Annotated in this window: 12 protein-coding genes; 9 read left to right on the forward strand and 3 right to left on the reverse strand. The window is 52.0% G+C overall.

Translation table 11 applies throughout. The annotated features are described in order from the left end of the window. Positions 1–60: 60 nt before the first annotated feature. Complete coding sequence (gene ackA / locus ACREYP_RS06725) at positions 61–1263, reverse strand: acetate kinase (RefSeq protein WP_008459758.1); 1203 nt, start codon at positions 1261–1263, stop codon at positions 61–63. A 78-nt stretch (positions 1264–1341) separates the two neighbouring features. Here ackA and ACREYP_RS06730 point away from each other — a divergent pair, with 78 nt between their 5' ends. From ACREYP_RS06730 to ACREYP_RS06750, 5 genes are all read left to right on the forward strand, one after another. After that, on the forward strand, positions 1342–1545 hold the full coding sequence (locus ACREYP_RS06730; RefSeq protein ID WP_157141428.1) for a hypothetical protein: 204 nt from the start codon (positions 1342–1344) through the stop codon (positions 1543–1545). A gap of 56 nt (positions 1546–1601) precedes the next feature. Beyond that, complete coding sequence (gene yfbV / locus ACREYP_RS06735) at positions 1602–2057, forward strand: terminus macrodomain insulation protein YfbV (protein WP_008459760.1); 456 nt, start codon at positions 1602–1604, stop codon at positions 2055–2057. 95 nt (positions 2058–2152) lie between these two features. Beyond that, a complete protein-coding gene (locus tag ACREYP_RS06740; RefSeq protein WP_008459766.1) occupies positions 2153–2647 on the forward strand; it encodes a YfbU family protein in 495 nt (164 codons plus the stop codon). Further along, positions 2625–3320, forward strand: a complete 696-nt coding sequence (locus ACREYP_RS06745; RefSeq protein WP_336819253.1) for a sugar phosphatase — start codon at positions 2625–2627, stop codon at positions 3318–3320. Before ACREYP_RS06740 ends, ACREYP_RS06745 begins: the two co-directional genes overlap by 23 nt. Before the next feature lie 91 nt (positions 3321–3411). After that, positions 3412–5244: an SLC13 family permease gene (locus ACREYP_RS06750; RefSeq protein WP_336819252.1), complete on the forward strand. Its 1833-nt coding sequence runs from the start codon at positions 3412–3414 to the stop codon at positions 5242–5244. 82 nt (positions 5245–5326) lie between these two features. Here the strand turns inward: ACREYP_RS06750 and yfbR are convergent, their stop codons facing one another. Together yfbR and alaA are read right to left on the reverse strand one after the other, a co-directional pair. Further along, positions 5327–5926 carry a 5'-deoxynucleotidase gene (gene yfbR / locus ACREYP_RS06755; protein WP_008459769.1) on the reverse strand — a complete coding sequence of 200 codons (600 nt, stop codon included), beginning with the start codon at positions 5924–5926 and terminating at the stop codon, positions 5327–5329. 75 nt (positions 5927–6001) lie between these two features. Next, entirely contained in the window at positions 6002–7216 is a 1215-nt protein-coding gene (alaA, locus tag ACREYP_RS06760) for an alanine transaminase AlaA (RefSeq protein ID WP_008459770.1), read from the reverse strand. Positions 7217–8218: 1002 nt separating this feature from the next. Between alaA and lrhA the strand changes: the two genes are divergently transcribed. The 4 genes from lrhA to nuoC all read left to right on the forward strand — a co-directional run bounded on the left by lrhA (position 8219) and on the right by nuoC (position 12820). Then, positions 8219–9154, forward strand: coding sequence for a transcriptional regulator LrhA (gene lrhA, locus ACREYP_RS06765; RefSeq protein WP_008459771.1), 936 nt, complete (start codon positions 8219–8221; stop codon positions 9152–9154). 631 nt (positions 9155–9785) lie between these two features. Next, positions 9786–10232, forward strand: a complete 447-nt coding sequence (nuoA, locus tag ACREYP_RS06770) for an NADH-quinone oxidoreductase subunit NuoA (protein ID WP_336819251.1) — start codon at positions 9786–9788, stop codon at positions 10230–10232. Between the two features lie 15 nt (positions 10233–10247). Continuing rightward, positions 10248–10922 carry an NADH-quinone oxidoreductase subunit NuoB gene (gene nuoB / locus ACREYP_RS06775; protein WP_008459774.1) on the forward strand — a complete coding sequence of 225 codons (675 nt, stop codon included), beginning with the start codon at positions 10248–10250 and terminating at the stop codon, positions 10920–10922. Positions 10923–11008: 86 nt separating this feature from the next. Further along, the gene (gene nuoC / locus ACREYP_RS06780; protein WP_008459775.1) at positions 11009–12820 is read left to right on the forward strand and encodes an NADH-quinone oxidoreductase subunit C/D; all 1812 of its coding nucleotides are present in this window, start codon (positions 11009–11011) and stop codon (positions 12818–12820) included. The last annotated feature ends 1 nt before the right edge of the window (position 12821 follow it).

Raw genomic sequence — 12821 nt, forward strand, 5'->3', positions numbered from 1 at the left:
GCAGATATGCTCACTCGACTCAGAAAACAACACCGCCAGCTAAGGCTGGCGGTGAGGGAATCAGGCGGTCAGGCGGGATGCATCCTGAGCGATGACCAGCTCTTCGTTGGTGGTGATAACCACCGCCGGGCGGGTGCCTTCCTTGTTGATGAAGCCAGACTTGCCGAAACGTGCAGCCAGGTTGCGCTCGTGATCAACGTCGAAGCCCAGTACGCCCAGTTTGCCCAGGGACAGCTCGCGCACCATTGCAGCGTTTTCACCGATACCGCCGGTGAAGACAACGGCGTCCAGACGACCATCCATCAGCGCGGTGTAAGAACCGATGTATTTCGCCAGACGGTGGCAGTAAACGTCCATTGCACGTTTAGCGTCTTCTTTCGTTGCGTAGTTGTCTTCAACGTAACGGCAGTCGCTGGTCACTTCGGTCAGACCCAGCAGGCCGGACTCTTTGGTCAGCATTTTGTTGATGTCTTCTACGCTCATGCCCAGGGCATCGTGCAGGTGGAAGATGATAGCCGGGTCGATGTCGCCGGAACGGGTACCCATCACCAGACCTTCCAGCGGGGTCAGACCCATGGAGGTATCAACACATTTGCCGTTACGGATAGCAGAAACGGAACCGCCGTTGCCCAGGTGGCAGGTGATGATGTTCAGTTCATCAACCGGCTTGTTCAGCATTTTTGCGGCTTCCTGAGTCACGTAGAAGTGGCTGGTGCCGTGTGCGCCGTAGCGACGAACGCCGTGCTCTTTGTACAGTTTGTACGGCAGAGCGTAGAGGAAAGATTCTTCCGGCATGGTCTGATGGAACGCGGTGTCGAACACGGCAACGTTTTTATCAGCCAGGTTAGGGAAGGATTTCAGGGCTTCAGCGATACCGATCAGGTGAGCCGGGTTATGCAGCGGTGCAAAAGAGGCTGAATCTTTGATACCCTGAATCACGGAATCATCGATAACTACGGAACTGGTGTATTTTTCACCGCCGTGTACGATACGGTGACCAATTGCGGTCAGCTGAGCGGACAATTCTGGTTTTTCTGCCAGAATTTTATTAACGATGAAGTTAAGAGCTTCGCTGTGAGCGGCACCTGCACCCAGAGCCGCTTCTTGTTTAGCGCCGTCCAGCTTCCACTTGATACGGGCTTCAGGAAGGTGGAAACACTCTGCTAAACCAGAAAGGTACTCTTCACCGTTTACAGCATCGATAATTGCGAATTTCAGGGATGAGCTACCGCAGTTCAGAACCAGTACTAGCTTACTCGACATGGAAGTACCTATTTTTGATACGTGGCTAAAAAAACGTCAGTGAGTCTATCAGCGTAGCGCATGATGACGCGGACATTTATGATTAACGTCATGCCGGAAGCGTTTTTCGGCATGGCGAATAAAATTACTCAGAGTTTACGCCATATTCCTGAAGCTGCAGGTCACGGCGATGTAAAAGAATGTTTGACAGCTTGTGGTTTCCCAACTACGGCCATCAAAGGCCGGCACAGGGTAGCAGATAGCGGCTCGGAAAGACAAAATTTTTTGAACGATGTCATTTAGAGTTGTTGAGTTACAGTATTATTTTATTTTTTATACGTAGAGTTGAGGTATGAGCCATGTCGACACCCCAGAATAGCCATGTAAGCTGGTTTAGCCTGTTCGGACGTGGGCAACACTACTCGAAGACCTGGCCGCTGGATAAGCGTCTGGCGCCGGTATTTATCGAAAACCGCGTGATACGCGCCACCCGCTATGCCATCCGCTTTATGCCGCCGCTGGCGGTATTTACCCTGACGTGGCAAATCGCGTTGGGTGGCCAGCTTGGCCCGGCGGTGGCGACGGCACTCTTTGCCTGTAGCCTGCCGATGCAAGGGCTGTGGTGGCTGGGTAAGCGCTCGGTCACGCCATTACCGCCGTCGACGTTACAGTGGTTTTATGACGTTCGCATGAAGCTTCAGGAAGCCGGGCAGGCGCTGGCGCCGGTGGAAGGCAAGCCAGACTACCAGGCGCTGGCGGACGTGCTGAAGCGCGCGTTTAAGCAGCTGGATAAAACTTTCCTGGATGATTTGTAATTACCCTGCGGTTGCGCATATAAAGGAAGGCACACTTTCTTACAGGTTATCCTCGTCGTAACCTGCATTTTTCCATGTACCAAAGGAGCCAGGAAATGGAAATGACTCACGCGCAACGTCTGATTTTATCTAACCAGTATAAGATGATGACGATGATGGACCCGGATAACGCCGAACGCTATCGCCGTCTGCAGACCATCATCGAACGCGGCTATGGCCTGCAAATGCGCGAGCTGGATCGCGAGTTTGGCGAGCTAAAAGAAGAAACATGCCGCATCGTTATCGACATCATGGAAATGTATCACGCGATGCATGTCTCCTGGACCAACCTGAAAGACAGCAAAGAAATCGATGAACGCCGCGTCACCTTTATGGGGTTTGATGCTGCCACCGAAGCCCGCTTCCTCGGCTATGTTCGCTTTATGGTGAATATTGAAGGCCGCTATACCCATTTTGATGCCGGCACCCACGGTTTCAACGCCCAAACCCCAATGTGGGACAAATACCAACGAATGCTGAAAGTGTGGCACGCCTGCCCACGTCAGTATCACTTAAGCGCCAACGAGATTGCGCAGATCATTAACGCCTGAGGAGAGACGCGGAGTGAAGTGTAAAGGTTTCTTGTTTGATTTGGATGGTACGCTGGTTGACTCTCTTCCCGCCGTTGAACGCGCGTGGGTAAACTGGGCAAAGCGTTTTAGTATTTCCCCGGAAGAAGTATTAGGCTTCATCCACGGCAAGCAGGCGATTACCTCACTGCGCCACTTTATGGCCGGTGCTTCTGAGGAAGAGATTCAGCAAGAGTTCCTGCGTCTGGAAAAGCTTGAGTCTGAAGATACCGACGGCATTGTCGCGCTACCGGGAGCTGCGGAGTTGCTGGCGCATCTTAACGAAGCGGGTATTCCGTGGGCCATTGTCACCTCAGGTTCCGTGCCGGTGGCATCCGCTCGTCGCCTGGCCGGTGGGCTGCCAGAGCCGGAAGTGTTTGTGACGGCGGAACGCGTCGCACGTGGTAAACCTGAGCCGGATGCCTATTTACTTGGCGCGCAGCTGCTTGGCCTGGAGCCGGAAGAGTGCGTTGTCGTTGAAGATGCCCCTGCGGGCGTGCTTTCAGGGCTGGCAGCAGGTTGTCACGTAATAGCGGTCAACGCTCCGGCGGATACACCCCGGCTTGAGCACGTGGATTACGTTCTGACGTCCCTCACCGAACTGCTCGTCCAGAAATCCCCGGACGGAGTCGTCGAAGTGTTAAGAAAACACTAATCCCATGATTTAACCCCGCATTTGCGGGGTTTTTTTATGGCATTCTCGTCTACATTCAATTCACCAATATTCAGCCATTCAGGGACTCGTTTTGAATTCGGAACTCATTTGGGTGTTGTCGTTACTGGCGGTTGCCGTTCTGCTGTTCGCCACCGGAAAAATGCGTATGGACGCGGTGGCGTTATTGGTGATTGTCGCTTTTGTGCTCAGCGGAACATTAAGCCTCAGCGAAGCATTTTCCGGCTTTAGCGATCCCAACGTGATTCTGATTGCCGCGCTGTTCATTATTGGCGACGGGCTGGTGCGCACCGGTGTAGCCACCAAGATGGGAAGCTGGCTGGTGGACGTGGCGGGCAGCAGCGAAACCAAAATGCTGGTCCTGCTGATGGTGACGGTGGCCGGGTTGGGGGCATTTATGAGCTCCACCGGCGTGGTGGCGATTTTTATTCCGGTGGTACTCAGCGTTTCTATGCGCATGAAAATCTCGCCTTCCCGGCTGATGATGCCGCTCAGTTTTGCCGGGCTGATAAGCGGCATGATGACGCTGGTTGCGACGCCGCCTAACCTGGTAATCAACAGCGAACTGCTTCGTGAGGGGCTGGAGGGGTTCCAGTTCTTTAGCGTGACGCCAATTGGCCTGGCGGTGCTGGTGCTTGGCATCCTTTATATGCTGGTGGCACGTTTCGCGCTCAAAGGCCAGGGCGAAGAGGCAGGCAAAGAGAGCTGGAAGCGCCGTTCATTTCGCGATCTGATAAAAGAATATCGCCTGACCGGGCGGGCTCGCCGGTTGGCTATTCGCCCTGGCTCACCGATGGTTGGCCATCGTCTGGACGATTTAAAGCTGCGTGAACGCTATGGCGCGAACGTGATTGGCCTGGAGCGCTGGCGCCGCTTTCGGCGCGTGATTGTCAACGTGACCGGCGGTACGGAATTCCGCGCCCGCGATGTACTGCTGATTGACATGTCGGCCTCAGAGGTTGATTTGCGAGAGTTTTGCGGGGAGCAAATGCTGGAGCCAATGATCCTGCGGGGGGAGTATTTTTCCGATCAGGCACTGGATGTGGGGATGGCAGAAGTTTCTCTGCTGCCAGAGTCAGGGCTCACCGGGCAGACTTTGCGAGAAATGGCTTTCCGAACCCGCTACGGCCTTAACGTTGTTGGCCTGCGGCGGGCGGGTGAAGCCATGGAAGGATTGCTGGTGGATGAACCTATCCAGTTGGGCGACATTATACTGGTGGTTGGTGACTGGAAGCTGATCAACCAGCTTTCACAGCAGAACCGTGATTTCCTGGTGCTGAGTCTGCCTGTGGAAGAGCAGGATGCCTCCCCGGCCCACAGCCAGGCACCTCATGCGATTTTCTGCCTGACGCTGATGGTGGCACTGATGCTGACCGACGAAATACCCAATCCAATCGCCGCGATTATCGCCTGTTTGTTGATGGGCAAATTCCGCTGTATTGATATGGAAAGCGCCTATAAGGCGATTCACTGGCCGAGCATTATTCTGATTGTCGGGATGATGCCTTTCGCTTTAGCGCTGCAGAAAACCGGCGGGGTGGATCTGATCGTTCATGGGCTGATGGAGTTTGGCGGCGGCTACGGCCCATATATCATGCTGGTGTGCCTGTTTGTGATGTGTGCGGCTATCGGGTTATTTATTTCTAATACCGCCACGGCAGTATTGATGGCGCCTATTGCGCTGGCTGCGGCTAAATCGATGGGGGTGTCGCCGTATCCGTTTGCGATGATTGTGGCGATGGCGGCTTCTGCGGCGTTTATGACGCCAGTCTCTTCACCAGTGAACACGCTGGTGCTGGGGCCAGGAAACTATAAGTTCAGCGACTTCGTAAAGCTCGGCGTGCCGTTTACCGTCATTGTGATGATCGTGAGCGTGGTGATGGTACCGATGTTATTCCCGTTCTGATATTTACCCTCATCCCGGCCTCCTCCCTGTAAGGGAGAAGGGGAAAACATTATCCTGATTTCGCCTCGGCAGATGGACGTGTTTAAAGCGGCGAATCCTGGCTGATTTCATCCAGCGAAAGCTGGAAGCTCGGCACAAAGACCTGCATAAAATAATCCATCTCCGGGCTGTGGCGGTCGGCCAGCGTTTTTTCCAGGCGACTTTTCGCCAGCAGAAACTCGTTGTTCCCGGCCGACAGCTCCTCCAGGCATTTCAGATAAGCGCATAACGCATCGGCCTGCTTCACCAGCGCTTTCTCTTCTTCACTGTAGCTGTGCTCATCAATCAGCGGCGCCCAGATATCACGAAGCTCTTCCGGCACCATTTCGATCAGTTTTTGCTGCGCAATCTTTTCAATGGCTTTGTATTCATGGGCAATTTGCGAGTTGAAGTATTTTACCGGCGTGGGGAGATCCCCGGTCAGCACCTCGCTGGCGTCGTGATACATCGCCAGCAGCGCAATACGTTCGGCATTTACGTTGCCGTTAAACTTGCGATTTTTGATAGCGGCAAGGGCGTGGGCAACCATGGCGACCTGCAGGCTGTGTTCAGACACGTTCTCGGTGCGGACATTCCGCATTAGTGGCCAGCGGCTAATCAGTTTCAGGCGGGAGAGGTGGGCAAAGAAATGGCTCTGACTCATGACGTTCTCGCGGTAACAACTTGGTGACGTCATTGTGCGGGGAGAAAGGGGGCATTGCAAATGCCCCCGAATGGCTTACTGATGGTAGTGTCCGAGGAAACGTCCCAGCTTAGCTATCGACATTTCCAGATCATCAATGCGTGGCAGAGTGACAATACGCACGTGATCCGGCCACGGCCAGTTAAATGCCGTACCCTGAACCAGCAGAACCTTTTCCTGCAGCAGGAAGTCCAGCACCATTTTCTGGTCGTCATGAATATTGAAGCGCTTTGCGTCAATTTTCGGGAACATGTACAGCGCCCCACGAGGCTTAACGCAGGAGACGCCAGGAATTTCGTTGATCAGCTCCCAGGCACGATTACGCTGTTCGTACAGACGGCCACCAGGCACGATAAACTCGCTAATGCTTTGGTATCCTCCCAGCGCTGTCTGGATAGCATGTTGGGCAGGGACGTTGGCGCACAGGCGCATAGAGGCTAACATTTCCAGACCTTCAATATAGCCTTTAGCGTGTTTCTTCGGCCCGTTGAGCACCATCCAACCCTGACGGAAACCGGCCACGCGATAGGTTTTTGACAGGCCGTTGAAGGTAATGGTTAACAGATCCGGTGCCAGGGCTGCGATCGAGTGATGCTCGGCATCGTCATAAAGGATTTTGTCGTAAATCTCATCGGCAAAGATGATCAGATTGTGCTGGCGTGCAATCTCGACAATCTCTAACAGCAACTCTTTGGAGTAAACGGCGCCGGTAGGGTTGTTTGGGTTAATAATCACAATGCCACGCGTGCGTGGGGTGATTTTAGCGCGGATATCGTCGAGGTCCGGGAACCAGTCAGAACTCTCATCACACAGATAATGCACGGCTTTGCCGCTGGACAAAGAAACGGCAGCTGTCCAAAGCGGGTAGTCTGGCGCGGGAACCAGCATTTCGTCACCGCTGTTTAGCAGCGCCTGCATCGACTGGACGATCAGTTCGGAAACGCCGTTCCCGATATAAATATCTTCCGTAGTCACATCCCGCATCCCACGAGCCTGATAATGCTGCATGATTGCTTTACGGGCAGAGAAAAGCCCTTTGGAGTCGCAATATCCCTGGGCGGTTGGAAGATTACGGATCACATCAACAAGGATTTCATCCGGCGCTTCGAAACCGAACGGCGCGGGGTTGCCGATGTTGAGCTTAAGCACTTTGTTGCCTTCTTCTTCAAGGCGTTTTGCCTCTTTGAGTACCGGGCCACGGATGTCATAACAGACATTATCAAGTTTGCTGGATTTTTCGATGGGGGACATGAAGCTTCGACCTTTGTTGTTAATTTCGCGTCCTGCCGTGGAAGCGCACCGCCACAATGTACTCCTGCTTAAGCGAGATTTGAAGGATGGGGCCTGAAGAAATGCAATTTATCTTTACAGCACAATGTATAAGCACGGAACGCGATTTGAAAATACCGATAGTTAAAAAAACTATTAATTTTAGTTGTTGTAGTTTTATTATCTAATTATATCGCCGTGATGTAATGGTATTCACTGCTTCTTGCTCACTGCGGAGGGAGAGGTGCTGCCGACGTAAATGCGTTGTCGCTAAACATAAGTAAAAATTAATATTCATGCCTGAAACATTAAGGGATTAATGAAAAGGTAGTTAAAGAGATGTATATCAAAAGATTGGTCAATGTAATAGATAAATACCTCGGCAATAATTAAGTGTCTTTTATTATAGTGTGTGGCTGACTTCAAAAAACGTTGTAAATAATCAACAGAGTGGAAACCACAAAAAGAGAATAAGATCAGATAATTCGCAATAAGTGTTATAAAACATCATGTTTTACTGTAAGATACACTACGAAAAATGGTAGGTTTTGGATGCCAGTGGCTGTGCCAACGACATGGCTTTGCCGGAAAATTAAAATATTTCCATTATTATTCAGCTGGTTGTGTGTTTTGGCCGGTTTAAGCCTGCCGCTGCACTCCAGCCCGTTAAATAATCATATAAAAGCTTATTAAAAGTCGTTTTTTGAAGCTGACTTACCTTTCTAACGCAGTTTTAAAATAGTCGACTGGTACGATGAGTTGGTGGTTTTTTTCTTATCCTGACCTGCTTAATATCCCGTTTGGGTGTGTTTTAGATTATTGGGACATGCCGGGGAATACAAAAATAACAAACAGAACCGTCGCTAACGTATGCGGCCAAGACTACCGGAGACATTCGGTAAAAGGAATTGCTTTATCTCTTTGATAAATCATAGCAATACAACCAGGGCAGACTCGAAAGAGCAACCTATTAGTGAATAAATTATGATTAACGCAAATCGTCCGATACTGAACCTCGACCTCGATCTGCTGAGGACATTCGTTGCGGTCGCCGATCTCAATACCTTTGCGGCAGCGGCGGCGGCAGTGTGCCGTACTCAATCCGCTGTAAGCCAACAGATGCAGCGCCTCGAGCAATTAGTCGGAAAAGAGCTTTTTGCCCGACATGGCCGCAATAAACTGCTCACCGAGCACGGCATTCAACTGCTGGGCTATGCGCGTAAAATCCTACGCTTTAATGATGAAGCGTGCTCTTCGCTGATGTTTAACAACCTGCAAGGGTCGCTTACCCTTGGCGCCTCCGATGAAACGGCGGACACCATCCTGCCGTTCCTGTTAAACCGCATCAGTTCGGTTTACCCCAAGCTTGCGCTGGATGTCAGGGTCAAACGCAACCCCTTTATGATCGAAATGCTTAATCAGCATGAGGTCGATTTGGTGGTGACGACATCAAACCCTTCTAACTTTGATGCCATTGTCCTGCGAACCTCGCCTACGCTGTGGTACTGCGCCGCTGATTATGTTTTTCAAAGTGGGGAAGCGCTGCCGCTGGTGATGCTGGACGATCCAAGCCCGTACCGCGATATGATGCTCGAACATCTTGATGCCAGCCAGACGCCATGGCGTATTTCTTATGTCGCCTCTACGCTTGCCGCGGTCAGGGCCGCCGTAAAAGCGGGATTAGGCGTAACGGCCAGGCCGGTTGAAATGATGAGTCCGGAACTTCGTGTGCTGGGGGCGTCAGAAGGACTGCCTATTTTACCTGAAACCCAATATCTGCTGTGTAAAAACCCCGAAAGTGGTAATGAGCTGGCGCAAGCGATCTTCAGTGCGCTGGCGACGCCGGAAAACCCATACCGTTATAACACCGTGGGAAGTGAAGGGGACGACACGCTGCTGGTTGAAGGGGATTTTGAGTAGCTGCAGGTCGACTAGTTAGTAACAAAATATTAAAGATACAAAATGGGTCGTTGGTGGTTTTTTTTACGCCAACGGCCCATTTTTTATACCTGATTTTCATTAAATCACATGGGTGCTCATCTTTTCTAACAAATTCAATATATTGGTTGCATGTTTATTTTCGCTCGTTTTATGCGCAAAAACTTCATGCAAAGGCCAGGTAATGTTAAAAAACGCATAACAATGTTGCTTCTTTTTGAAGTGGATTAACAAAAGCGTGTCTCAGATCAAGAAAATACTCCCTCTTGGGGGGAGGAATAGTTGTAATTTCCTGCCAAAATATAGGGGCTGTTTATTTTTTCACACGGAACGGACACGATTCACCCTCATCTAAATCTGGTCTTTACGCGAGTGTTGATGAGTTTTAACGCATTAAATGTTAATGAATTGCTGTCGGTGTAAATTAATGTGTGGATACTTTTGTTAAAGTTGACAAAAGGTTATAGAAAGGAGTAAAAAACCCCATCAATTGGCTGCCTACGTATTATTTCCGGTAGTTATTGTACGGTTGATTGTTCCTCCCCATGAATCGATGTGGCGTTCATCTGCCAACAAGAGCAGAGACTTTGGCGCCACTTTTGATGAGTAAGCAATGAGTATGTCAACATCCACTGAAGTTATCGCTCATCACTGGGCGTTCGCTGTCTTTCTTATTGTCGCCGTTGGCCTGTGTTGTTTGATGCTTGTCGGGGGCTGGTTCCTTGGCGGACGAGCTAAGGCACGGCACAAAAACATCCCCTTCGAGTCGGGCATCGACTCCGTTGGTACGGCGCGTCTACGTCTCTCCGCCAAGTTTTACCTGGTCGCCATGTTCTTCGTTATTTTTGACGTGGAAGCCTTGTATCTCTACGCGTGGTCAACTTCTATCCGTGAAAGCGGCTGGATTGGCTTCGTCGAGGCCGCAATTTTCATTTTAGTGCTACTGGCTGGTCTGGTTTATCTGGTGCGCGTTGGCGCTCTGGATTGGACTCCTGCGCGTTCGCGTCGTGAGAAAATCAACCCGGAAACAGACAGTCTCACTAACCGTCATACGCAGTAATAGCGAGGCAATAAGATGGACTATACGCTCACCCGCATAGACCCCAACGGTGAGAATGACCGTTACCCCCTGCAAAAGCAGGAGATCGTAACCGATCCCCTCGAACAAGAGATTAACCGCAGCGTTTACATGGGCAAGCTCGAGCATGCTATGCACGATGTGGTGAACTGGGGTCGCAAAAACTCAATCTGGCCATACAACTTTGGCCTTTCCTGCTGCTATGTAGAGATGGTGACCTCGTTTACCGCTGTACATGACGTGGCGCGTTTCGGTGCAGAAGTTTTACGTGCTTCTCCTCGTCAGGCTGACCTGATGGTGGTGGCCGGTACCTGCTTCACCAAAATGGCTCCGGTAATTCAGCGCCTTTACGATCAGATGCTGGAGCCTAAATGGGTCATTTCCATGGGCGCCTGCGCTAACTCTGGCGGCATGTACGACATCTATTCCGTTGTGCAAGGTGTCGATAAATTTATCCCGGTTGATGTGTACATCCCAGGTTGCCCGCCGCGTCCGGAGGCTTACATGCAGGCGTTGATGCTGTTGCAGGAGTCTATCGGTAAAGAGCGTCGCCCGCTGTCGTGGGTCGTTGGCGATCAGGGCGTTTACCGCGCCAACATGCAGTCCGAGCGTGAGCGTAAGCGCGGCGAGCGTATCGCGGTCACCAACCTGCGGACGCCGGACGAGATTTAATTAGCGCCTGCGGTCAGTGAGCGTCTTTGTATATCAATAATATAAAAACAAAGACACTGAACGCAGTCACCACAGAACCATTTGCAATGGTGAGAACTATGACCGATTTAACCGCGCAAGACGCCGCTATGCCAGCCTGGCAGACAAGGGATCACCTGGATGATCCGGTCATTGGCGAATTGCGTAACCGTTTTGGGCCGGATGCCTTTACCGTTCAGCCAACCCGCACCGGGGTGCCCGTCGTTTGGGTTAAGCGTGAACAGTTACTGGAAGTGGTCGATTTCCTTAAGAAATCACCAAAACCCTACGTTATGCTGTTCGACCTGCATGGCATGGATGAGCGTCTACGCACACACCGCAACGGTTTACCGGCTGCGGATTTTTCCGTTTTCTACCACCTGATTTCCATTGAACGCAATCGCGATATCATGCTCAAGGTGGCGTTGTCTGAAAACGATCTCAACCTGCCGACGCTGACCAAACTCTTCCCGAACGCCAACTGGTATGAGCGTGAAACCTGGGAGATGTTTGGCATCACCTTTAATGGTCACCCGCACCTGACGCGCATCATGATGCCGCCGACCTGGGAAGGCCACCCGCTGCGTAAAGACTACCCGGCGCGCGCCACCGAATTCGATCCGTTTATCCTGACTAAACAGAAAGAAGATCTGGAAATGGAAGCGCTGACCTTCAAGCCTGAAGAGTGGGGCATGAAGCGCAGCAGCGAACATGAAGACTTCATGTTCCTGAACCTGGGGCCGAACCACCCCTCCGCGCACGGTGCTTTCCGTATCATCCTGCAGCTGGACGGCGAAGAGATCGTCGACTGCGTGCCGGATATCGGCTACCACCATCGTGGTGCTGAGAAGATGGGTGAGCGTCAGTCCTGGCACAGCTACATTCCGTATACCGACCGTATTGAGTACCTCGGCGGTTGCGTCAACGAAATGCCTTACGTGCTGGCGGTTGAAAAGCTGGCTGGCATCGTCGTGCCGGAACGCGTTGAAGTTATTCGCGTTATGCTCTCTGAGCTGTTCCGTATCAACAGCCACCTGCTGTACATCTCCACCTTTATTCAGGACGTAGGCGCCATGACGCCGGTCTTCTTCGCGTTTACCGATCGTCAGAAAATCTACGATCTGGTGGAAGCGATTACCGGTTTCCGTATGCACCCGGCCTGGTTCCGTATTGGCGGTGTTGCACACGACCTGCCGAAGGGCTGGGAACGCCTGCTGAAAGAGTTCCTGGAGTGGATGCCGAAGCGCCTGGATTCTTATGAGAAAGCCGCGCTGCGCAACACCATTCTGAAAGGCCGTTCCCAGGGCGTTGCAGCCTATACCGCGAAAGAAGCGCTGGAGTGGGGCACCACCGGTGCTGGCCTGCGCGCCACCGGTATCGACTTCGACGTGCGTAAGGCTCGTCCTTACTCCGGCTACCAGAACTTCGATTTCGAAGTCCCGGTTGGCGGTGGCATCAGCGACTGCTACACCCGCGTTATGCTGAAAGTTGAAGAGCTGCGCCAGAGTCTGCGCATCCTTGAGCAGTGTCTGAAAAATATGCCAGCCGGCCCGTTCAAAGCGGATCATCCGCTGACTACGCCGCCGCCGAAAGAGCGCACGCTGCAGCATATCGAAACCCTGATCACTCACTTCCTGCAGGTTTCCTGGGGCCCGGTCATGCCGGCCAATGAATCCTTCCAGATGATTGAGGCAACGAAAGGGATTAACAGTTACTACCTGACCAGCGACGCTAGCACCATGAGCTATCGTACCCGTATCCGTACCCCGAGCTTTGCGCACCTGCAGCAAATTCCGGCGGCGATCCGCGGCAGCCTGGTTTCTGACCTGATTGTCTATCTGGGTAGTATCGATTTTGTAATGTCTGATGTGGATCGCTAAC

Origin of the sequence: Enterobacter sp. TMH.L2 (assembly GCF_050847315.1) — a bacterium.
Lineage (GTDB): Bacteria > Pseudomonadota > Gammaproteobacteria > Enterobacterales > Enterobacteriaceae > Cedecea.

Coding starts and splice junctions, on each gene's coding strand:
- ackA (WP_008459758.1), bottom strand. CDS start 1,263: ATGTCGAGTAAGCTAGTACTGGTTCTGAACTGCGGTAGCTCATCCCTG.
- ACREYP_RS06730 (WP_157141428.1), top strand. CDS start 1,342: ATGATTAACGTCATGCCGGAAGCGTTTTTCGGCATGGCGAATAAAATT.
- yfbV (WP_008459760.1), top strand. CDS start 1,602: ATGTCGACACCCCAGAATAGCCATGTAAGCTGGTTTAGCCTGTTCGGA.
- ACREYP_RS06740 (WP_008459766.1), top strand. CDS start 2,153: ATGGAAATGACTCACGCGCAACGTCTGATTTTATCTAACCAGTATAAG.
- yfbR (WP_008459769.1), bottom strand. CDS start 5,926: ATGAGTCAGAGCCATTTCTTTGCCCACCTCTCCCGCCTGAAACTGATT.
- alaA (WP_008459770.1), bottom strand. CDS start 7,216: ATGTCCCCCATCGAAAAATCCAGCAAACTTGATAATGTCTGTTATGAC.
- lrhA (WP_008459771.1), top strand. CDS start 8,219: ATGATTAACGCAAATCGTCCGATACTGAACCTCGACCTCGATCTGCTG.
- nuoA (WP_336819251.1), top strand. CDS start 9,786: ATGAGTATGTCAACATCCACTGAAGTTATCGCTCATCACTGGGCGTTC.
- nuoB (WP_008459774.1), top strand. CDS start 10,248: ATGGACTATACGCTCACCCGCATAGACCCCAACGGTGAGAATGACCGT.
- nuoC (WP_008459775.1), top strand. CDS start 11,009: ATGGTGAGAACTATGACCGATTTAACCGCGCAAGACGCCGCTATGCCA.